General features: G+C 42.7%; 17 protein-coding genes and 4 pseudogenes. 7 read left to right on the top strand and 14 right to left on the bottom strand.

The features are described from left to right. The first annotated feature begins 273 nt into the window (after positions 1–273). Positions 274–2,119: pseudogene (locus tag PGRAN_RS00310) on the top strand (heavy metal translocating P-type ATPase). Between the two features lie 101 nt (positions 2,120–2,220). On the opposite strand, the gene htpX reads toward PGRAN_RS00310, so the two are convergent. The 5 genes and pseudogenes from htpX to PGRAN_RS00285 all read right to left on the bottom strand — a co-directional run bounded on the left by htpX (position 2,221) and on the right by PGRAN_RS00285 (position 7,489). After that, positions 2,221–3,147 (bottom strand): zinc metalloprotease HtpX, encoded by a 927-nt coding sequence (gene htpX / locus PGRAN_RS00305; RefSeq protein WP_036064063.1) that lies wholly within the window; start codon positions 3,145–3,147, stop codon positions 2,221–2,223. 23 nt (positions 3,148–3,170) lie between these two features. Beyond that, positions 3,171–3,728, bottom strand: coding sequence for a LemA family protein (locus PGRAN_RS00300; protein WP_036064060.1), 558 nt, complete (start codon positions 3,726–3,728; stop codon positions 3,171–3,173). Between the two features lie 210 nt (positions 3,729–3,938). Then, the gene (locus PGRAN_RS00295) at positions 3,939–5,204 is read right to left on the bottom strand and encodes a peptidase U32 family protein (RefSeq protein ID WP_051998355.1); all 1,266 of its coding nucleotides are present in this window, start codon (positions 5,202–5,204) and stop codon (positions 3,939–3,941) included. 13 nt (positions 5,205–5,217) lie between these two features. Further along, positions 5,218–6,126 (bottom strand): peptidase U32 family protein, encoded by a 909-nt coding sequence (locus tag PGRAN_RS00290; protein WP_036064058.1) that lies wholly within the window; start codon positions 6,124–6,126, stop codon positions 5,218–5,220. Positions 6,127–6,426: 300 nt separating this feature from the next. Further along, positions 6,427–7,489: pseudogene (locus PGRAN_RS00285) on the bottom strand (glycosyltransferase family 4 protein). A 373-nt stretch (positions 7,490–7,862) separates the two neighbouring features. On the opposite strand from PGRAN_RS00285, the gene PGRAN_RS17530 reads away from it, so the two are divergent. The 3 genes and pseudogenes from PGRAN_RS17530 to PGRAN_RS17520 all read left to right on the top strand — a co-directional run bounded on the left by PGRAN_RS17530 (position 7,863) and on the right by PGRAN_RS17520 (position 8,796). Continuing rightward, the gene (locus PGRAN_RS17530) at positions 7,863–8,426 is read left to right on the top strand and encodes an LCP family glycopolymer transferase (RefSeq protein ID WP_338151692.1); all 564 of its coding nucleotides are present in this window, start codon (positions 7,863–7,865) and stop codon (positions 8,424–8,426) included. Between the two features lies 1 nt (position 8,427). Beyond that, a pseudogene (locus PGRAN_RS17525) lies at positions 8,428–8,490 on the top strand (hypothetical protein); the annotation flags it as partial. Between the two features lie 15 nt (positions 8,491–8,505). Further along, positions 8,506–8,796 carry an LCP family protein gene (locus PGRAN_RS17520; protein WP_338151691.1) on the top strand — a complete coding sequence of 97 codons (291 nt, stop codon included), beginning with the start codon at positions 8,506–8,508 and terminating at the stop codon, positions 8,794–8,796. 121 nt (positions 8,797–8,917) lie between these two features. Here the strand turns inward: PGRAN_RS17520 and PGRAN_RS00275 are convergent, their stop codons facing one another. Both PGRAN_RS00275 and PGRAN_RS00270 read right to left on the bottom strand, forming a co-directional pair. Further along, a complete protein-coding gene (locus PGRAN_RS00275; RefSeq protein WP_077914541.1) occupies positions 8,918–10,021 on the bottom strand; it encodes a DUF1648 domain-containing protein in 1,104 nt (367 codons plus the stop codon). Then, positions 10,018–10,410, bottom strand: a complete 393-nt coding sequence (locus tag PGRAN_RS00270; protein WP_036064055.1) for a GntR family transcriptional regulator — start codon at positions 10,408–10,410, stop codon at positions 10,018–10,020. Before PGRAN_RS00270 ends, PGRAN_RS00275 begins: the two co-directional genes overlap by 4 nt. A 187-nt stretch (positions 10,411–10,597) precedes the next feature. On the opposite strand from PGRAN_RS00270, the gene PGRAN_RS00265 reads away from it, so the two are divergent. Next, positions 10,598–11,722, top strand: a complete 1,125-nt coding sequence (locus PGRAN_RS00265) for an AI-2E family transporter (RefSeq protein ID WP_036064054.1) — start codon at positions 10,598–10,600, stop codon at positions 11,720–11,722. A 52-nt stretch (positions 11,723–11,774) separates the two neighbouring features. Here PGRAN_RS00265 and PGRAN_RS00260 read toward each other — a convergent pair whose 3' ends face one another. From PGRAN_RS00260 to PGRAN_RS00240, 5 genes are all read right to left on the bottom strand, one after another. Then, entirely contained in the window at positions 11,775–12,659 is an 885-nt protein-coding gene (locus tag PGRAN_RS00260) for a sensor histidine kinase (RefSeq protein ID WP_036064052.1), read from the bottom strand. Positions 12,660–12,698: 39 nt separating this feature from the next. After that, positions 12,699–13,496: an ABC transporter permease gene (locus tag PGRAN_RS00255; RefSeq protein ID WP_036064050.1), complete on the bottom strand. Its 798-nt coding sequence runs from the start codon at positions 13,494–13,496 to the stop codon at positions 12,699–12,701. Further along, the gene (locus PGRAN_RS00250; protein WP_036064048.1) at positions 13,493–14,413 is read right to left on the bottom strand and encodes an ATP-binding cassette domain-containing protein; all 921 of its coding nucleotides are present in this window, start codon (positions 14,411–14,413) and stop codon (positions 13,493–13,495) included. The genes PGRAN_RS00255 and PGRAN_RS00250 overlap by 4 nt, the downstream gene beginning before the upstream one ends. Before the next feature lie 428 nt (positions 14,414–14,841). Then, complete coding sequence (locus tag PGRAN_RS00245) at positions 14,842–15,525, bottom strand: response regulator transcription factor (RefSeq protein WP_036064046.1); 684 nt, start codon at positions 15,523–15,525, stop codon at positions 14,842–14,844. An 82-nt stretch (positions 15,526–15,607) separates the two neighbouring features. Further along, entirely contained in the window at positions 15,608–16,654 is a 1,047-nt protein-coding gene (locus PGRAN_RS00240; RefSeq protein ID WP_036064044.1) for an alpha/beta hydrolase, read from the bottom strand. 241 nt (positions 16,655–16,895) lie between these two features. On the opposite strand from PGRAN_RS00240, the gene PGRAN_RS00235 reads away from it, so the two are divergent. Then, entirely contained in the window at positions 16,896–18,110 is a 1,215-nt protein-coding gene (locus tag PGRAN_RS00235) for an argininosuccinate synthase (RefSeq protein WP_036064043.1), read from the top strand. A 3-nt stretch (positions 18,111–18,113) separates the two neighbouring features. After that, positions 18,114–19,484 carry an argininosuccinate lyase gene (argH, locus tag PGRAN_RS00230; protein ID WP_036064041.1) on the top strand — a complete coding sequence of 457 codons (1,371 nt, stop codon included), beginning with the start codon at positions 18,114–18,116 and terminating at the stop codon, positions 19,482–19,484. Positions 19,485–19,535: 51 nt separating this feature from the next. On the opposite strand, the gene PGRAN_RS00225 is transcribed toward argH, so the two are convergent. Next, entirely contained in the window at positions 19,536–20,465 is a 930-nt protein-coding gene (locus PGRAN_RS00225) for a nitronate monooxygenase (protein ID WP_036064039.1), read from the bottom strand. Between the two features lie 75 nt (positions 20,466–20,540). Next, a pseudogene (locus tag PGRAN_RS00220) lies at positions 20,541–21,439 on the bottom strand (ROK family protein). Positions 21,440–21,489 lie beyond the last annotated feature (50 nt).

Genomic DNA, 21,489 nt, shown 5'->3' with positions numbered 1-21,489 from the left:
CCCCCTTTTTCTAATTGTGGTGTCCCTTCACAAACTCCTTTTTTCGACCAGCTCCCCCTAGCTGGTCGTTTTTTTATGCCCAAATGACAGATCGATAATAATATTCATTCTCAATTATAATATTTTTTATCAATTAGATTGTTTCAATCATATATTAGTAGTATACTGAGGTTAAATAAAATATCAATTTACGATCTGTTCTCAGTCTATGAGGGCAGATTTTCGTGTTTTTAAGCTTATCGATAATTATTATCAATTAAAAGGAGGTTTATCATGATTTATTTTCTAAAACGTAATATCGAACTAGTTGCAGCTATCACCAGTGGTCTCTTTCTTTTAATAGGCTGGTTATTACCTGAGAATTCCGTAACACCAATCATTTTCCTTATCGCTTTTGTTGTCGGTGGTTTTGCGAAGGCCAGAGAAGGTATCACGAATACCATCCAAACGAAGAAGTTGAATGTCGAGCTTCTCATGGTGATTGCTGCTATCGGGGCGTCCATCATAGGCTACTGGCTAGAGGGAGCTGTTCTAATCTTTATCTTCTCGCTTAGTGGCGCTTTAGAAACGTATACGATGAACAAGAGTAAACGCGAAATATCTAATTTGCTAGAAATGCAACCGATGATGGCATCCCTTCTTCAAGCAGACAATACCACGACAGCGGTTCCAATTGAGGAGGTTTTGGAAGGCCAATTTATTCTTATTCGTCCAGGCGAGACCGTACCCCTCGACGGTTTTATCATCAACGGCGTATCCACACTTGATGAAGCTACGATTTCAGGCGAACCAATTCCCATTGAGAAAAAAGAAAACGATCATATATTTGCAGGTAGCATTAATTTGAGCGGTGCCTTAACTGTAAAAGTGACACAAACATCTGAGAATACGCTATTTAGCAAAATTATCGAGCTTGTCCAACATGCACAAAGTAAGCCCTCTAGAACAGCTCGTTTTATCGAACGCTTTGAAGATACGTACGTCAAAATTATTTTAGTCACTGTTGGCATCATGCTATTTCTACCCCATTTCATTTTTGGCTGGGACTGGACAGAAACTTTTTATCGCGCGATGGTTTTGCTCGTAGTCGCCTCTCCTTGTGCGCTTGTTGCTTCCGTTACACCGACGACACTTGCTGCGATTTCAAACGGCGCGCGCCATGGTATTTTATTTAAAGGTGGCGTTTACCTAGAAAATCTACACAGCATCCCTGCTATCGCTTTTGATAAAACAGGAACTTTGACACAAGGGAAACCAGTATTAACGGATATATACTTGGAAAAAAAACGTTTCCCCGGCCTTTATTGCTTCCATCGAGAGCAAGTCCACACATCCACTTGCACAAAGTATTGTTCGCGCATTAGACACTGATATACTGCCTGATATCACTGTAACAGACGTGCCAGGCTGGGGCGTTAAATCGACTATAATGAATCAAGAATGGCGTATTGGAAAAGGCGGTTTTGTTGGCAAAGATGCCGCATTGGCGTACGCCGATAGTTACAATCCCACACTCGTATCCGAGGGCAAAACGCTGGTCTTCATTTCTTGCAACGAGGAAATCGTTGGTGTTCTTGCTTTAACAGATATCGTCCAAAAAGAAGCCCAGAAAACCATCGAATCGCTTCATGCTCTAACTATAAAAACCATTATGATAACGGGGGACAGTCAACACACTGCGGATACCATTGGCAAAGAACTTGGAATAGATAGTGTAATTGCTGAATGCCTGCCTGAAAATAAAGTCACACATCTACTAGCTCTCCAGCAAAAATATGGTGCGATTGCAATGATTGGCGACGGCATTAACGATGCTCCTGCACTGGCAAATGCCGATGTCGGGATTGCAATGGGCGAAGGTACCGATATCGCTATTGAAATAGCCGATGTGATTCTAATGAAAAATGATCTCTCCAAGCTTATATTCGCACTTAAGTTGTCGAAAAAACTCCATCGCATCACTTGGCAAAATATTATTTTCTCATTTTGCGTGATTGGATTTCTCATCTTATCGAATTTTTTCCAAATAATAAACTTGCCTTTTGGCGTTATTGGCCATGAAGGTAGCACGATTTTAGTTATTCTAAATGGGTTGCGCATGTTACAAATCAAGGCTTGAACTATTTTCTCATCACAAAAAAAGAGTATGGAAATAAAATCAGATGTCAATGAAAACTGACATCTGATTTTATTTCCATACTCTTTATGATTATCCATTGTTTACATATGTTCTAAACGCTCAATTCTGCTTGCAATCGGAGGATGGGAATCAAACATCCCAGCTTTCTCTTTTTTCTTCTTTTCGCCTTTTGACGGGGTCGTGAAGTAGATGGACTCAGAAGCCGCGCTCGGTTGTTTCATCTTCGTCGTATCCCCACCAATTTTACGAAGGGCATCTGCCAAACCTTGAGGGTTACGCGTCAGTTCAATCGCTGTGGCATCCGCCAAATACTCACGGTTACGGCTAAGCGCGAATTGAATCGCCGTCGCAATAATTGGCGCCAAGATAACAAAGACAAGGGCAACAATATAGATAATAGCTTGTGCACCACCACCACCATTGTTATCGTTACTTTTCCGATTATTGTTCCCACCAGTGATGCTACCCCAGAAGAGCATGCGCATCGCTAAATCGGATAGAATCGCAACGACAGCAACGAGGGCAATCGCAATTGTAGAAAGTCGAATATCGTAGTTACGAATATGTGCCACTTCATGAGCGATAACACCTTCTAGCTCATAGCGCTCCAACTTATTCAGCAGACCTCGTGTCACCGCAACAGCACCTTTTTCAGGCGAAATTCCCGTAGCAAAAGCATTGGGACTCGGATCTTCGACAATGTAGACTTTCGGCATCGGAATACCTGCTACCATCGCCATACTTTCCACTGTATCCCAAAGTACTGGTTCCTGATCTTTAGATGTGACTTCCTTCGCCCGATTCATCGTCATAACGACCTTCGAACTGGAAAAAATCATGATCGCAATATAAATAGCACCGATGACAGCTGCCATAATCAAGCCGTTCAGGTAATTATTATAGACCAAAATCCCAATCGCACAACCGACTAGCATCACAAAAATGAAGAATCCTAAAACAATGAACACTGTCTTACGCTTATTAGCCGCTATTTGTTCAAATAACATGGCGCATTCTTCCTTTCAGTGTTTTAGAATTGAACTTTTGGAACCACTTTTTCTTCTTCTGGTGTCGCAAGCATGTCGCGTTTCGTGAACCCGCCCATTTTTGCAACGATGTTAGAAGGTACAGATTCAATTTTTGTGTTATACGTCATCACTGTTGTGTTGTAAAGTTGGCGTGAATAAGCCACTTTGTTTTCTGTTGTTGCGAGTTCATGTTGCAACTCGATAAATGACGTGTTCGCTTTTAAATCTGGGTAAGACTCTGCCAACGCAAAAACGGATTTCAGCGCGCCTGTTAGCATATTATCTGCTTCCATTTGTTCGCCGCGACCGTCTGCTGGGGCTTGCGTCATCATATTACGAGCTTCCACCACTTTTGCGAGTGTTTCTTTCTCGTGTGCAGCGTAACCCTTGACCGTTTCGATTAAATTGGGAATTAAATCAAAGCGACGTTTCAGTTGCACGTCGATCTGTGCCCACGTTTCTTCTACTCTGTTGCGATATTTGACAAGGCTGTTATACAGTCCGAAATAAATCAAGACGAGTATGACAACAACCGCGATAGCAATAATCCATCCTATCATGTTCATACAACTCCTTTTCTCGTTTGTTTTCATTATAACAGCGTTTCTAAGGAATCACAATCATTCAGCGGGCCGGCAAACGCTCACCTCCGTCGTTAAAAGCTCCGTTCCAGTGTTCACATACTCTAGTATGCTCCGCCCTGGTACTCGCGTTTGCCGGTCCGCTGATGTTTAGTGGTATCGGGCGCCTTGCGTAAAAACATAATTTTTTTAGGCTTTGACTCGTTTTTTGGCTACCCGTTCTTCTTTTTTCTTGCGCATGAAATAAAATGCTTCTACTGGATGGTCCACCGTCATTTTTACTGTCATCATCGCGTTTGGTGCGCGCTCAATTGGCTCGTCATGTTCATCCCAAAGATCGTTCACGATTTGTTTAAACCCTACTTCTCCTGGACCGTAAAATTCAATTTCTTCGCCGATGCCAAAATTGTTTCGCTGTTGAAGCGTCGCGATTTTTGTTGTTGGATCATAATCTAATACTTGTGCTGCGAACGCGTATTGCGGAATTTTGCGAGTTTTTCCAAATAATTGCTCGTCTTCGGTAGGCTCTTGATAGAAGAAACCAGTCGATAACTCGCGCTGTGCTACTTTCCAAAGTTCCGCTTCCCATGCCGGATCAAAAACGAAATTATCAGGATCGGCACAATAGGCATCCACGACTTTCCGATACACGCTTGCCACCGTCGAAACATAATGAATCGACTTCATCCGGCCTTCAATTTTGAGGCTATCAACACCCGCTTCCACCATGTCAGGAATAAAGCGAATCATCGAAAGATCTACTGCGCTCATTGAAAACGGCTCTTCATCCTCCTCCACCAAGTTACGCGGCACGCCATTATCGATTTCAAAAAGGTCATACTTCCATCGGCAGCTTTGTGCACAACCGCCACGATTCGCGTCACGATTCGCCATATGGTTCGACAGCGTACAACGACCAGAATACGAAATACACATCGCGCCATGAATGAATGCTTCCATCTCGACATCTGTATGTTGACCGATTTCCTGAATCTCACTCATGCTGACTTCACGCGCCAAAACCACGCGCTCCAAGCCCTGTTGCTTCCAGAATTCAAGCGTCTTATAATTCGTTGCCGAAGCCTGCGTCGACAAATGAACCGGCAAACCTGGCGCATCCGCAAAACAAATACTAATTAGCGCTGGATCCGACACGATCACTGCATCAATCCCAATGTCACGAAGTTTCCGGAAAAATTCACCGGCACCTTCTGTGTCCCCGTCATGCGCGACCATATTCGCCGCCACATACACTTTCGCATCGCGCGCGTGCGCAAATGCCACACCTTCTTGCATTTCTTCATACGAGAAATTCCCTGCACGCGAGCGAAGTCCAAAAGCCTGTCCACCAATATATACAGCGTCCGCACCGTAGCGAATCGCAATTTTTAACTTCTCTAAATTTCCCGCCGGTGCTAAAACTTCCGGCTTCTTCACTATTTTTCTTCCGGTCATTGATATGCCCTCCTCATTTTACCTCGTCTGGTTGTTTCAAAAAGAATCCGGTTCCAAGTACACGCATCTCCGGCTGCAACTTTGCTAAACGGTTCACAAATGTTTCCGCCACAAAATCCCCGGCAATCAGCGCCTCTTTCGCCTTCACAAATAGTGCCACAATCGCGACAAAATCCGCGCCTGGCAACAAGACACCGTCCAATTTCCAAGTTCGGAGCCCCGCATTATACACCCGTTCCAAATAAGGCATCAGCGACAAATCTTCCGTCGAAAAAATATGCGTCCCATTCTCATCCTCATAGATTGGCAACTGGCTATCCGCGTCGTTCGGCTCACGCAAATAAAGTCCGCGATCCTTCGACGTATCATCTTCTATCTCTACAATGTTTTGGTAATTCGTCACGAGTTTGCGCTTCGACTGGTGGATACACGTTGGGCCATACACTTGCACCTCAATCGGCACATCCATTTTCTCCGTAATCGCTTCAAGCTCGATCAGCGTCAGTTCGCGCGCCATGACAGCACCCACAGCACCCTGTTTCACCCAAAAATCTACCTGTTCCGCGCTCGTTACAAACGTCTGCGCATCATAGATAAACGGTAAATCGAGTTCCATTTCATGCAACATAAAAACAACACCCGGATCCCCTACCGTAATCGCGTCGACCTTCATGCTAGATAGTTCACGTAAATAATCAGGTAAATCGTGCAGATGCTCATTATGCATCAATGCATTCACGGCCACTAAGACCTTTTTCCCTGCTTCGTGCGCTTTGTTCGTAGTTTCACTAATATCGGCGAGCGACAATGATTGCGGCATGCGCAGTCCAAATCGACTTCCCCCAACGTATAACGTGTCTACCCCTGCGCCCAACAACAATTCAGCTTGCAAAACCGACTCTGCCGTGGCAATAATATTCATGTTTATCTCTCCTTTGATATGTTTAAAACCTACTTGAATAGATTAACATAGATATAGCAAGGCATCAAGCGCATTTTAAAACGAAACAATGACAACCCGTGAACATGCTCTGACTCATCGTCGCTATTTGATTTAAAAGTAGTGACGCAAGAATATTTTTTTAAACCCTATACAAAAAAAGAAAGCGTTCACTTTATGAAAGCCAAGATCCCCATAGTAGCTTTCATACAAAAATAGCACACCAAGTATCCAGAACTTAAAGGTGTGCTATTTTGCATAAAAAGGAATATAACCCCATCATTATTCCTGCTCCTCTTCCCGCTCAATCCGCTCCAACCTTAAAAGCCGCATTATCGGCCTATAATTCTGGCTCACAAGTCCTAATACCTCGACGAAAAACTCGACAATCACGAGCAATACCAAGATCAGCAAGAACGAACCCCAAAACGTCGACATTGTAAAAATAAGAGCAAACAGCGAGAACAACGCCGAAATCGCATAGATCAAAATAACCGTTTGACGATGTGTAAAGCCAAGTTTCATCAGACTATGATGCAAATGTGATTTATCCGCCATCGCAATCGGTGTCCGATGCACAATCCGTCTAATGATTGCCAAAATCGTATCAAAAATCGGCACACCTAGAATCAGCACTGGCACAATGAGAGAAATAAACGTGACATTTTTGAATCCCATGAGCGACAGAATCGCGATCACGAATCCAAGGAACAGCGCGCCTGTATCCCCCATGAAAATTTTAGCTGGGTAGAAATTATACGGTAAGAATCCCAGCGTCGCAGCTGCAAGTACCGCCGTAATCATAATAACGAGCGGGTCTCCCATCACAAATGCCATTCCCATAATCGTTAGTAGCGCAATCGTTGAAACCCCAGCAGCAAGACCATCGAGACCATCAATTAAATTAATCGCATTCGTGATCGCTACAATCCAAACAATTGTAAGCGGAATCGCAAGGTAGCCAAAGTACCACTCACCACCGAATGGTAGATTAATAAACGTAATATTGATCCCGCCCCAGAACACAATAATTCCCGCAGCAACAACTTGGCCAAAACAATTTATATCTTGCCTTTAATTCCAAAATGTCATCTAACATGCCGGTAATCGCAATCACACTCGCCCCGATGACAAGTGGCCAAAGCAACGTCTTATCGATTGGCAACAAGAACATACCAATTAAAAACGCCACAAAAATTGCAACTCCACCAAGGCTAGGTATCGGTACAACATTAATTCTTCTCTTATCTGGTTTATCCGTAATATCAAATCTAAGTACAATTCGTCTCACAATAGGAGTTAACAGAAGCGAGGCTAAAAAACATATTAAAACAATGGTCAACATAATCCTCGTACTCCCCTCATGTATAAAGATACATGGTTTTTATTTATGTATCAAGATAACTATTTTTATGCTACGATTGGGTGTAGCTTCGATAGAATCGCGCTTATATAGGTAACGCAATTTTATATCATAACGCTACCAACAATTATACCCACAAATCTGAAAAAAAACAATGAAAACCCTGAAGACCATATTTACCCATGGTACACGTGATGATAAACGAGCATCAGAATATAACTTTTAACAATAATCCCTGTCCTCCCAATAATAATAAAATTCTAATGGAAAACTAATGCAACTGACAGTGACTTATCTGCCAGTTTGTAGTAAAATAGGAAGTGAGAGAAATTATTCAAGAGAGGTTGAGTCGCACATGCGCGCAGAGAAACGCACGAACACGAAGAAGAAAAAACGTACAGGTTTAAAAATATTTCTATGGTCTATTTTAGGTATTTTCTTAGTTTTAGGAGGAATTGTCGGCTATGCCGTGTTCCAAACTAAATCCACCATGGATAAAATATATGAGCCTGTAGAAGGCAGAACTGCAAATCCCGTAAAACTTGATGGAGGAAATCCATTCTCCGTTCTTATTCTCGGTATTGACCAACGCGAAGGCGATGTCGGACGTTCCGATACAACAATGGTCGCAACTGTGAATGGAACAACGAACAAAGCACAAATCTTGAGTATCCCTCGTGATACACGAACTGAAATTATTGGACATGATTCCACAAACAAAATCAATGCTGCCTATGCTTACGGTGGCGTAAAAATGGCGGAAGACACCGTTACTAACTTTTTAAAAGGTATTCCGATTAACTACTATATCAAAATCAACATGGAAGGCCTGAAAGATTTGGTTGACGCTGTTGGTGGTGTAGAAGTTTACAACGATATGGATATCAGCTTAAAGGGTAAAGAATTCAAAAAAAGGTAACATCAAACTAAATGGTACCGATGCGCTTGTCTACGTCCGTATTCGTAAAACAGATCCACGTGGTGACTTCGGTCGGCAAATGCGTCAACAAGAAGTCATTCAAGCCGTTGTAGAGAAAGTTGCAACGACACAAACACTGTGGAACTTCGATGAAATCTTGTCCGCAGTCGGCAAAAACATGCAAACCGATTTAACGATGACAGATATTACACGTATCGCCAAAAACTACATTTCTGCACGTAATAACGTAGAGAATATGACAGTTGCTGGTGAAGGCGGTAAGATGGATGGTATTTGGTATTACAATGTATCCGATGCGGAACGTCAAAAATTACACGACAGCCTAGCAAAAAACCTAGAATTGAAATAAAACGAAGAGACTCTCTACATTGGGAGTCTTTTTTATTGTGGGTTGATAAACTCCCTTAGTACAGTTTATAACAAAAAGGAGCGTGTCGGATAACTTTCCAGTCCACTCGCTCCTTCTTTATTTAACTAAAAATAATACTGATGACCACAATAATACCAATCATCGCGATAAATGTCAGCCATGCGGCAGGTCTTGCCATATTGATCGTCCAGCCAACACCGAAACGCTTCTCCACAAAAACCGCCGGATCGTGGCGATTAACATAAAACACACCCATTTTCCAATATGCATCATCATCGCGAACTGGTCTCGCGGACGCATCATCATCTTCTTTGAGTTTCAATCTGCTACCACCTTGCCCGACACGAACCATCAAGAAAATCAGTCCGCCAAAGATAATCACCAAAACCGCAATCGTCATCGTCATTATAGCTATCTGCGAAATCGCAAAGATAAACGACATTTGAATGACCATAAACAGCAAAATTAACAACGTTCCCATCACAAAATTAAATTTGCTATAAATCCGGCGGAACATCACATTTCGTTTCATTGAAAGCGATGGATTATCATTATCAATGACCTGTTTACTGCGCGTCATCATGAAATTAATAAAGATAAACAAGCCAAGCATCGCGAGTTGCATCATTGGCATCATCATCACCGTCCGATAACTTTTTGTAGCCATCCGTGTGATTTCGTTATCAAAATTATACTGCATCGGAATCATGCTAGGAATTTGATCATAATAAATCACCGTCAAACCAACCGTCATACATATCAGAACAAGCGGAATCAAGTACCAAGCATAGGAAATCGTCAATTTCTGGCGATGGAATGTCGTATCCACCATCACGATATCAACCTTATTCACCTCATGCAAATTCTCCCGTTTCCACACAAGCGACTCCTTATGGAACCGTAAATAAACTAGAAACGATGCAATCAACACCGCAAAAATACCGGCGATTAAAACCACTGCTTGGGTATTCTCACTTTCGGTTGTGAACGCCAAAATAACCGTCATCATTACTGTCACAATAGCACCAATAACCAAATTCCACTGCATAAACTGTCGCTTCATTCGCCGTATCGCAGGATCTTCTGCTGACTTCTCCCCAATCATCACACCAAAACTCTCACCCCTGCGAATCACATAAGGCGTCATCGCTTGCAAAACAACAATTACAACCATCATTACGATAAAAAATAGCATCTCCATCATTGCTCCTCCTCCGGCTCAATTTCCTCATAGATTGTCGCACAAATCCGTTCCCATTCCGCTTTTGTCACCGACTTACAAATCGATTCCGCAATGAGCGGCCTTACTTTCTTCCTCAATTTCGCATAAAAAGCCTCGGTCGCACGCTCCACTCCATCAGGATGAATCACAACCCCTTTTTGGCGATGAATCAAAATATAACCCTCCTGCTTCAAAAGCTGATACGCCTTATTCACTGTATGGAAATTGATACCGATATCACTTGCCAAACTGCGAACCGATGGCAAATCATCGCCCGGCTTTAACTCCTGTTTCGCAATTGCTTCAATTACTTGATGCATAATTTGCGTGTAAATTGGTTCTTCTGCCTGTAAATCTATTTGAAGTAGCATACGCTTCCCTTCTCTCTACAACTGTTATATGTATAGTATAACAACTATACTAAATAAGTCAAGTATGATTTTAGAGTAGTATTTTTAGCCAGTTGATGGTACTATTAATAATAGTCTTACATATGAAAAATGCTGGGCTTAGTGGCTATTGTACGCCAAGAAGCCTCAGCTACGAAAGGGGACCTATATGAAAATATCACGCTTCAAAGAGTCCAAATTATTTTTTTGGACATTAGAAATTTTGGCCTTGGTGATTATCTTATTCGTACTGAACAAGATGAGCTTCCTATTTGCGCCGATTGGAACCATTGTTTCCACACTTTTTTTACCAATTATGATCGCTGGATTTTTATTTTATTTGTTCAATCCGATTGTTCTATTTTTGGAGAAGAGAAAAGTACCGCGTTTAGTAAGTGTATTAAGTATTTTCATTGCGTTCATCCTGATATTAGTGCTAGCCGTCGTTCAACTCGGGCCAATTCTTGCCGATCAAGTGGCTTCGCTCGTACAAGCAGCGCCAAAATACTGGGAGCAATTCCAACATTGGTGGGATAACTTAGTGCAGAACAGTAGCATCAAAAATGTGGATATAAAAGCCGAGATGGAGAAGCTAAACATCTCTATACCGAAGCTTTTAAATACGGTTATCGGTAGCTTATCAGGAAGCCTTGGCCTAATTTTTGGCTTCGTTTCTGGTTTTGTGATGATTCTTGTCACCGTGCCATTTATTCTCTTCTACATGTTTAAAGATGGCCATAAATTCCTTGATTCAAGCGGAAAATTTTTCCCACAAGGTATTCGTACAGAAGCCCGTGAAATGATTCAAGCGATGAATAAAACGATTTCCACTTACATTTCAAGCCAAGCAATTGACTGTATGTTCGTTGGTATTTTTACAATGATTGGTTATTTTATCATCGGTGAACCGTATGCGTTATTGTTCGGCTTAATTGCCGGAGTGACCAACATTATTCCTTACCTAGGACCATTTATTGGGGCGGCACCGGCGGTTATCGTTGCTCTATTTGATTCGCCGCTGCAAGCCGTACTCGTTATCGTTGTCGTAACTATCGTTCAACAAATCGATTCGAACTTGTTATCGCCTTACATCATGGGTAAATCACTATCCATCCATCCGCTAACGATTATCATCATCCTGATTGTTGCTGGTAACTTAGCCGGAATCCTTGGTATGATCCTCGGTGTACCGACTTACGCCGTTGTAAAAACATTAATCGTCAACTTATCACGACTCATAAAACTGAGGCGAGAAGGTATTGCTGCTGAGAATAGCGAGAAACCGGTCGTCTAAAAAGCGCCGACATGAGAGATTAGAATAACCCTCTCGTGTCGGCGCTTTTTAGCTATTTAAATATAACCGTAAACGTCAATACTTCCTCTTCAAAATCGACCGTAAAAGCTGCTCCCGACTTGTGTGCTAACAGATCAATAATCGCCAGGCCAAGCCCCGTATTACTCCCACTGCGCACTCGATCTGCCGTATAAAAGCGTTCAATCAATCGCGGTATATCAGCTTGAGTTAACTGACTCGCCTGATTAGAGAATCGCAAAACTGCTTTGCGGCCTTGCTTGGCAAGTTCAATCTTCATCGGCCCCTCGCCGTGTTTGAGCATATTCGAAATAAAATTATCTACCATTCGTTGCAGCGCCTTACGATCCGCATTAATTGTAACACCGGGCTCCACCAAAAGCTTCGGTGTAATGCCTCGCTTGGAAAAATCCTCATAATAAGAGGCAACTGTCCCCGTCACAAAATCAGATAATTGAATCGGCTCTGGTTGTAATTTCCCCTCATCATTCGATAGTTTCGACAAGACAAAGAAGTTCTCCACGAGTTCCGTCAAAGTTTGAATCTTATTTTTGATAATAAGGCTATATTTTTCGCGTTCTTCTGGTGTTAAGGTGTCTCGCTCCATCAGTTGTAAATAACCTGAAAGCGAGGTTAATGGCGTTCTCAAATCATGCGAAACGTTTTCGATTGTCTCGCGTAACTCTTTGTTGAGCGTCATAAACTTCCGCTCCGTTTTTGACTTTGCCTCTAATAACTCATTGACAGTAAGGAGTAGTTGCCTGATTTCTGGCGAAGCGATATCCATGGTTAGTTGCTCGTTCGAACCGCGTCTTGTTGCAATATCTTTTATTTTCGCTGAAGTCGTTTGGAGTTGCTTTTTTATTAAAATTATCCAAACGAGCAACACTACAATGATTCCGCCTAACAGATAAATCATGCCATCCCACTCCTTTCATTCATTTCTATTCTATCATACTTATTTGATTTCTTTAAACCGGAATACAAGCCAGCCAAGAATCGCGAAAACAGCCATGTAAGCAAAACCGGTTAAAATATTCGTTGTAATCGCATTCTGACTTATTACCGATAAGTTTGACATCGCGCTAATTTTGCTGAAAAGATACATGTCTTTAATAATCGTCCATTTTGGCAGGAAGACATTCACCAAGTTTGTAATCATTGGCTCGATGAATAAAAATGTAAGAATGTACGTCACAATCGCGATGCTTTCTTTCGGGATAATGATGAACAGGAAGAACCCGACCGATATTAAACCTAAGTATAATGGTAATTGTGCAAGCATTCCTAGAAATAGCGTTCCAAAATCGACTTGTCCCATAAACAATTGCGCGGAAATCCCAATGGATACGGTATACACAACGAGCATCAGTGTAGCAACTGCCCAGCCCGTGAAAAGTTTCGAGAAGTAAAAGGTCGTGCGTGAAACACCAGATACAAGTACATTTTTGGCTACACCCGCTGAAAATTCAATGCTCCAAAGGTTCGAAAATATCGCAATGAAAGCCATTGCTAAGACGATACTAAACGATAAAACCAGTTGGGCGACCTGCGTCCCCGTTAGTGTTTGGCTAAGTAAGGCCTTGTCGCTTGCCGACAATGTTTCCCCGCCTTGTGACAACGAAATCCAATCTACATTTAGCGCGAGATATATCAAACCAGCAACAGCCACTGCAATAACAATCAATGTTACGAACGGCATCCACATTTTCCCCTTCGTCAATCGGTAACCATCTGCTCGAATCAATCCAATCATTTATCTTCCCCTCCAATTAAATCAATAAAGTACTCTTCCAAATTCGCTTCTACGACCTTCAGTTCTGTAATAATAATACCCGCGTCAAACATCACTTGGCTGATTTTCTCCGGTTGATCAATATAGTCAAAAATCCGGATACTGCCATCGCTGTGCACCTCATATTGATGCAATTCTAAAAAGCTCTCCAAGTGCATCACCGCTGCTTCTTTATTCACCGTTTTCAAAACGAGATAGCGTCTACTCTCTGACTCCAACTCTTCTTTTGAAAGCTCCTTCACAAGGCGACCGTTGTTAATGATGCCATACCGGTTGGCAACGAGCGCGAGTTCAGTCAAAATGTGACTCGATATAAAAACAGTCGTGCCAAATGTTTCATTCAATTTCAAAATAATATTCCGAATCTCAATAATCCCCATCGGATCAAGCCCATTGATCGGCTCATCCAAAATCAGAAAATCCGGATGATGTAAGATTGCTAGCGCGATACCAAGTCGTTGCTTCATACCCATCGAAAAATTACGATATTTTTTGCGTCCTGTATTTTCTAGCCCGACAAACTCTAACACTTCATCAATACGCTTTTTGTCTGGAATTCCTTTTTGAAGGATGTAGTAGTTCAAATTTTGTTGTGCCGTTAAGTTCGGGTATAAAGATGGCCCTTCAATTACTGCTCCGATTCGTTTCCGTGCTTGGTGGATATCTTTCGGATGGCTGGAGCCAAATAATGATAGATCCCCACCATTCGTATACATTAAGTCCGTTACCAAACGAATAAAAGTCGTCTTCCCAGCACCATTTTTACCAATAAAGCCATAAATATCCCCCTTTTGTACCGTCATATTCACATGATCTACAGCATAATTATTACCAAATTTTTTCGAAAGCGCCGCCGTTTCCAAAATAGTCTCTCGCATGCCTGTTCATTCCCTTCTCTTTTCGATAACCCAACTATAACGCGGATATCTCAATTATGTATGAATGAAAACTTAAGAAAGTATTAAGAGAAGTGCAGAAACAGCCCGTTAGCTTCGACAGAATTTGTTAGGAGCTGCAATAACCCCCCCCCCCTTGGTTTTTGTGGAAGCCCCGAAAATTCCGAGAAGCTGGCTGTTGACACCAGATCCAAAGGCACTGTCCCGACACAAAACATTCTTTTCAAACGTGAATCAATTGCAAACATATCCACAATAAAAAAATGAGCAAGCCAAGACTACTCATTTTTCATTCGTTATTTAATTGCCCATTCGTATAACCTATCCTCACGGGAATGCTGTGTTTTTTACGGATCATTTAGGGCTTTTCCTGCCCCGAACAAATTCTATCGAGGCTAGCACAGGTTATTTCAGCTTTTCATTTTAAACCCAATCCCCCATACGGTCTCTATAAACTCTTCGTCTGGTGCGACTTTGGTCAGTTTGCCACGAATATTACTCATATGTACATTCACTGTATTTTCATCAATAAATTCGGTTTCACCCCACACGGATGCGAAAATGTTCTCTTTTGTAAACACTTTGCTCGGATTGCTAATCAATAATTTTAAAATCCCAAATTCGCGTGCTGTTAACCGGATATCTGTTTCGCCGATTTGTACACTGTATCGGTCTTCTGATAAGGATAAACCGTTCCATTCTCGTGCTTCTCTGGCTACAGCCGCCGCACTTTCTTTACGCAGCTGCACTTCGACGCGTGCCACTAGTTCTTCAATATCGAATGGCTTAGTCATGTAATCACTAGCGCCCAGTTTCAGCAAGTCTACTTTATCCATGACCGTATTTTTTGCAGATATGACGATGATAGATGCCTTTTGTTTGGCTGTAATTTCGGCAATAAGCGCTTCTCCTGTCATTCCTGGTAACATTAAATCACAAAGCAGTAAGTCAAATGTCTCGTTGTTCCAATGCAATTTGGCCTCAGTTCCGGAAAACGCCTGTGTAACGGTGTACCCTTCTCGCGTCAACACTTCGGAAATAAGGTTATTAATATCATTATCATCTTCTGCAATCAATATTTTTCCTAAACTCATGATCTCACGCCACCTCCCCATTTATCTTCTCATAATTCCGCAAAAAAAGACAGTGACAACATCATCACCGTCTCCTTTTAAATTATAACTTCTCTTGTAAAAATTCATTGATCAATTCAAAGGTCTCATCCGTTGCCGCAGAAGGCGTATTCATGAAATCATGCATTACTTTTTCTAGGCGTTTGGCGTAGACTGGAACGCCAGCATCTTTAAGTTTCTCAGCATACGCCTCGCCTTGGTCACGCAATGGATCATATTCTGCGGTGGCGATAAATGCAGCTGGTAAACCTGCCACATCTCTACTACGAACAGGTGCTACTAGTGGATCATATTTTCGATCGCCAGCACCAGATAAGTATAATTTGAAATATTTATCGAGCGATTCCTTCGTCAATACGTAACCTTCTGCAAATTCATCCATCGAAGGATAAAGAACAGACGCGTCACGTGAGAAAATATCAACCGGTGGATATAGCAGAATTTGTTTTGTCACGTTCGGTGTCCCTTTAGATTTCGCTAATTGAGCCACAACAGCGGCAATATTTCCGCCAGCGCTATCTCCTGCTACAACGATTTCGTTTGACTTCGCACGTAAACTTGTTAAATGTTTCGATATCCAAACCAGTGTAGCATACGCATCTTCAATCGCTGCTGGAAATGGATTTTCTGGTGCTAGACGGTAATCTACAGAAACAACACGGTACCCCGTCGTTTGGACTAGTTTGCGGGCGATACCATCTGTTGATTGAACACTCCCTGTAACAAATCCACCACCATGGAAATAAACCATCAATGGATATGGTCCCTCTTCTTCTGGTGAATAAATACGAAGGGCAATTTTTCCTCCGGGACCATCAATTTTTTTATTTTCGATTTCGCCAACTTCGATTTCTTTGGCTGCTGGAAGTGCTTTTTCGGCCAAGCGGATGTATTTATAACGCGAATCCACATCCGATAATGGTGCTGTTTTTTTCACATAATCTTGTGCTGCTTCCTCCAGATTGTCGAGTACCTTTGGATCGTATTCCCGCTTGCCGACTGCCTTCTTGTAGATGAAGAAAACAACAACTAGTGGTAATAACACGATACTTACTAAAATAATGCCAACCCATTTTAATGTCTGTTTCAATTAAGCTCACTCCTCATACATAATCTCAAATAATTCACCCTTTAAGTATAGCAGTTTTGAAAAATTTTAACCAATTTATAGGTCGATAAAAATCGCATTTCTTCGCGGTTCTTGTTTGTTTTTTATGGATATTTAATCATTTTTGTGAATAAAAATAAATAAAATAGTTGAAATATCATTCGTATGGTGGTATTATTAATTTTATCGAAATGTATATTTATTAATAAAAGGGGATGTAGAGATGACAAAAGAAAAAATCGTTCTTGCTTATTCTGGTGGTTTAGATACCTCCGTTGCAATTAAGTGGTTGACAGAGGAAAATTATGATGTCATTGCGTGTTGTTTAGACGTAGGGGAAGGCAAAGATTTAGAGTTCATTAAAAATAAAGCGATTCAAGTCGGGGCTTCTGCTTCGTACACCATTGATGCACGTGAAGAATTTGCGGAAGATTTCGCCTTAATCGCTCTGCAAGCTCATGCCTACTATGAAGGGAAATATCCGCTCATTTCAGCGCTATCACGCCCACTAATCGCTAAAAAATTAGTCGAAGTTGCCAGACAAGAAGGTGCTTCAGCAATTGCCCACGGGTGTACTGGAAAAGGAAACGATCAAGTGCGGTTTGAAGTGGCTATCAATGCTTTAGCCCCAGATCTGAAAGTTGTGGCACCCGTACGTGATTGGAAATGGTCGAGAGAAGAAGAAATCGAATACGCTCAAAAACATCATATTCCGGTACCGATTAATCTAGATAACCCGTTTTCCATCGATCAGAATTTATGGGGACGTTCTAATGAATGTGGTGTACTAGAAAACCCATGGATTGCGCCTCCTGAAGAAGCGTATGATCTGACCGTAGCTTTAGAAAATACACCAGACACACCTGAAATCATCGAAATCGAATTTTTGGCAGGTGTGCCGGTCGCTTTAAATGGAGAACCATTAAGTCTCGCTCTTTTAATTCAAAAATTGAACAAGATCGCAGGTGCACATGGCGTTGGTCGGATTGATCACATTGAAAACCGCCTTGTTGGTATTAAATCTCGGGAAGTCTACGAATGTCCGGCAGCTGTTGCCTTGATTACAGCGCATAAAGAACTGGAAGATTTGACTTTTGTGCGTGAAGTCGCGCATTTCAAACCTGTAATCGAACAGAAGATCAGCGAAGTTATCTACAACGCGCTTTGGTTCTCGCCACTTACGAGCTCTCTTGTAGCCTTCTTGAAAGACACGCAAAAATATGTCAATGGCACCATCCGGATGAAACTTTTTAAAGGACATGCGATTGTCGAAGGACGGAAATCACCGAATTCGCTATATGACGAGAATTTGGCGACTTATACATCGGCGGATACGTTTGATCAAGATGCAGCGGTTGGCTTCATCAAGCTTTGGGGGCTACCTACGAAAGTAAGCGCAGAAGTCAACGCAAAAACAATTGCGAAAACCGAGGTGTAACACATGGAAAAATTATGGGGCGGTCGTTTTCAAGGGAAAAGTGAGGCGTGGATCGATGCATTCGGCGCCTCGATTTCCTTCGATGCAAAACTCGCAAAACAAGATATTACGGGAAGTTTGGCACATGTTGCGATGCTTGGAAAATGCGGCATTATTTCGGCAGATGAAGCAGCACAAATCAAAGCCGGACTTGAGGTACTCGCTTTAAAATTGGAGGCTGGTGAGCTCGAATTTAGCGTCGTGAATGAGGATATTCATCTCAATATTGAAAAGTTGCTTTATGAGGAGATTGGGCCTGTCGCTGGGAAATTACATACGGCGCGGAGTCGGAATGACCAAGTCGCAACGGATATGCATTTGTATTTGAAGGAAGCGGTCGCGGAGATCCTTACTTCTCTTGCACATTTGCGACACGTGCTTGTCGTGAAGGCGGAGGCCCATGTGGAAACGATTATGCCAGGCTATACACATCTGCAGCACGCGCAACCGATTTCTTTTGCACATCATTTGTTGGCGTATTATGGGATGTTTAGCCGTGACTTGGAACGTCTGACGGAGAGTGTCAAGCGGATTGACATTTCCCCACTTGGCTGTGCCGCGCTTGCTGGGACGACTTTTCCGATCGATCGAGCCTACAGCGCCGAACAACTTGGGTTTAGCGCCATTTACGATAATAGTCTAGACGGTGTGAGTGATCGTGATTTTATTATCGAGTTTTTGAGCAATAGTGCGCTGTTGATGACCCATTTATCGCGTTTTTGTGAAGAATTGATTTTGTGGACGAGCCATGAGTTTCAGTTCGTTGAGTTGATCGATGCTTTTGCGACGGGAAGTAGTATTATGCCGCAGAAGAAAAATCCCGATATGGCTGAGTTAATTCGTGGCAAAACGGGACGCGTTTATGGAAACTTGTTCGGTCTCTTGACGGTGCTAAAAGGCTTGCCGCTCGCCTATAATAAGGATTTACAGGAAGATAAGGAAGGGATGTTTGACACCGTGCATACTGTGAAGACAAGCCTTGACATCTTTGCTGGAATGATCGAAACGATGAAAGTGAACGAAGCCGTGATGGAAAATGCGACGCAAAAAGATTTTTCAAACGCGACTGAGCTTGCCGATTATCTCGCTAAAAAAGGGGTGCCGTTCCGCGAGGCGCATGAAATTGTTGGGAAACTTGTGCTTGATTGTACGCAAAAAGGGATTTATTTGCAAGATGTCAAACTCACTGACTATCAAGCGATTCAACCCATTATAGAAGAAGATATTTATGAGGCGCTCGCTTCTTATACCGCCGTTGCAAAACGGAATTCTTATGGTGGAACTGGATTTGACCAAATCAGAGCCATGATCGAAAAAGCGAAAAAAGAGCTGTAAAAAATACGATTGGCCGACCAAAACATGATTTTGGTAGCCAATCGTATTTTTTTATTTGATAACGAGTTTATTCGCAGTCTGGCTTGCTTGCGCCATCATTTCTTGTATCAACTCCGCGACAGGTTTAATCTCCGTGATCATACCTGTAATTTGGCCAGCCATCACAGAACCATTTTCCGTATCGCCTTCTTGAACCGCCTTGCGCAATGAACCGAGCGTCAATTCTTCCAATACATCACGATCTACATTCTCATCTTCCAAACGTTGATATTCTTTAATCATCTTGTTTTTAATGCTGCGAACAGGCGCCCCATTGCGACGCCCAGTCACAACCGTATCACGATCTTTTGCCTTCAAACAAGCAAGCTTGAAATTCTCATGAACGGGGCATTCGTCGGTGGCTAGGAAACGCGTCCCAATCTGAACACCTTGAGATCCGAGTGCAAAAGCAGCTGCAATCCCGCGTCCGTCACCAATACCGCCGGCTGCAATCACCGGTATCGACACAGCATCCACCACTTGCGGTAAAAGTGCCATCGTCGTCGTTTCCCCGACATGACCGCCAGCCTCCGTCCCTTCTGCCACGACGGCATCAGCACCAAGCTGCTCCATTTTGCGCGCAATCATCACAGATGGCACAACAGGGATCACGATAATCCCAGCTTCTTTCCAAATTGGCATGTAGGTTTTTGGTGTCCCAGCCCCAGTTGTCACCACTTGAACGCCTTCTTCGATGATCACTTCCGTCAATTCTTCCATATTCGTCATCATCAGCATTAAGTTCACACCAAACGGTTTGTCTGTCAACGCTTTCGTTTTTTGAATCTCTGCGCGTAATTCTTCCCCACTCATACCTCCTGAAGCGATGATTCCAAGCCCGCCAGCATTTGACACAGCTGCAACAAGAGGAGCTTTTGCGATTTGAGCCATCGCGCCTTGCATGATAGGGTACTCAATGTGTAGCAATTCTGTTATTGACATATTTTTTTCCTCCGATACCTTCCGTATTTCATGTATATTTTCTCACAATATCAATCGGAAAACAACCACTTGCCTTCAAATGGTTGTCGTATCACTTCGTTTGTTCTCGTCTTTTGTCTGTGCTGCTAGTAAAATACAGCCTGTAATCCCTGCGCCATCTTCCAATTTCGGCGGCACAATGTAGCTTTCTAAATCCGGTAATTGAATGTAACCCGCGATCAAGGCTTTTAGTTTTTGGCGGACGAGTGGGAAAACTTGGCGCTGTTTCATGACACCTCCGCCAATGACAATGCGCTCTGGCGACAAAATCAAGCTGTAATTCATCAAGGCTTGCGCGATGTAATGCGCCTCAAGATTCCAGACTTCCTCATTTTCCGCAAGTTCTACACCTTTTTTACCCCAGCGTTTTTCAATCGCACCACCTGCTGCTAACCCCTCTAAGCAGTCACTGTGATACGGGCAATTTCCTTGATAGCGATCATGTTTGTGACGGCGTACCATGATATGCCCCATTTCTGGATGAGAATACCCTTCTAACATTTTGCCATTCACAACGGCGCCTGCACCAATCCCAGTCCCAATCGTAATATACATGCAACTCGAGAGCCCCTCTGCTGCACCAAGTGTCACTTCACCAAGCGCCGCTGCATTCACATCTGTCGTAAATCCAACAGGCACCGAGAAACTTTTTTTTAAGCGCTCCAACAATATCATAATTGCGCCAAGCTAATTTCGGCGTCGATGTAATATAACCATACGTAGGACTCGATTTCCGCACATCGATCGGCCCAAATGATCCAACACCAATGGCTTCAAGCGCTCCCTCATACTGTTTAAAAAAAGTGCTCCACGTATTTCATCGTCTCTGCTGGCTCCGTCGTCGGATACGTTTCCCGCTTCAAGACCTTACCTGACGCATCCCCAACCGCCACTACAAATTTCGTACCACCAGCCTCAATCGCACCAAAAACCATTTTATCCACTCCTCATCGTTTATGTATTCGTTTTCATTCTACATCATATA

The sequence above is a fragment of the Listeria grandensis FSL F6-0971 genome (assembly GCF_000525835.1).
GTDB classification, from domain to species: domain Bacteria; phylum Bacillota; class Bacilli; order Lactobacillales; family Listeriaceae; genus Listeria_A; species Listeria_A grandensis.
Note: the sequence above shows the minus strand (reverse complement) of the source record. Positions and strands in the feature narration are given on the sequence as shown.

Excerpts from the sequence above, each read along its gene's own strand:
- htpX (WP_036064063.1), bottom strand. The coding sequence starts at position 3,147 with ATGTTATTTGAACAAATAGCGGCTAATAAGCGTAAGACAGTGTTCATT.
- PGRAN_RS00290 (WP_036064058.1), bottom strand. The coding sequence starts at position 6,126 with ATGAATATTATTGCCACGGCAGAGTCGGTTTTGCAAGCTGAATTGTTG.
- PGRAN_RS00245 (WP_036064046.1), bottom strand. The coding sequence starts at position 15,525 with ATGAGTTTAGGAAAAATATTGATTGCAGAAGATGATAATGATATTAAT.
- PGRAN_RS00295 (WP_051998355.1), bottom strand. The coding sequence starts at position 5,204 with ATGACCGGAAGAAAAATAGTGAAGAAGCCGGAAGTTTTAGCACCGGCG.
- argH (WP_036064041.1), top strand. The coding sequence starts at position 18,114 with ATGGAAAAATTATGGGGCGGTCGTTTTCAAGGGAAAAGTGAGGCGTGG.
- PGRAN_RS00250 (WP_036064048.1), bottom strand. The coding sequence starts at position 14,413 with ATGCGAGAGACTATTTTGGAAACGGCGGCGCTTTCGAAAAAATTTGGT.
- PGRAN_RS00255 (WP_036064050.1), bottom strand. The coding sequence starts at position 13,496 with ATGATTGGATTGATTCGAGCAGATGGTTACCGATTGACGAAGGGGAAA.
- PGRAN_RS17520 (WP_338151691.1), top strand. The coding sequence starts at position 8,506 with ATGCGTCAACAAGAAGTCATTCAAGCCGTTGTAGAGAAAGTTGCAACG.
- PGRAN_RS00235 (WP_036064043.1), top strand. The coding sequence starts at position 16,896 with ATGACAAAAGAAAAAATCGTTCTTGCTTATTCTGGTGGTTTAGATACC.
- PGRAN_RS00225 (WP_036064039.1), bottom strand. The coding sequence starts at position 20,465 with ATGTCAATAACAGAATTGCTACACATTGAGTACCCTATCATGCAAGGC.
- PGRAN_RS00300 (WP_036064060.1), bottom strand. The coding sequence starts at position 3,728 with ATGATAGGATGGATTATTGCTATCGCGGTTGTTGTCATACTCGTCTTG.
- PGRAN_RS00260 (WP_036064052.1), bottom strand. The coding sequence starts at position 12,659 with ATGATTTATCTGTTAGGCGGAATCATTGTAGTGTTGCTCGTTTGGATA.
- PGRAN_RS00265 (WP_036064054.1), top strand. The coding sequence starts at position 10,598 with ATGAAAATATCACGCTTCAAAGAGTCCAAATTATTTTTTTGGACATTA.
- PGRAN_RS17530 (WP_338151692.1), top strand. The coding sequence starts at position 7,863 with ATGCGCGCAGAGAAACGCACGAACACGAAGAAGAAAAAACGTACAGGT.
- PGRAN_RS00275 (WP_077914541.1), bottom strand. The coding sequence starts at position 10,021 with ATGATGGAGATGCTATTTTTTATCGTAATGATGGTTGTAATTGTTGTT.
- PGRAN_RS00270 (WP_036064055.1), bottom strand. The coding sequence starts at position 10,410 with ATGCTACTTCAAATAGATTTACAGGCAGAAGAACCAATTTACACGCAA.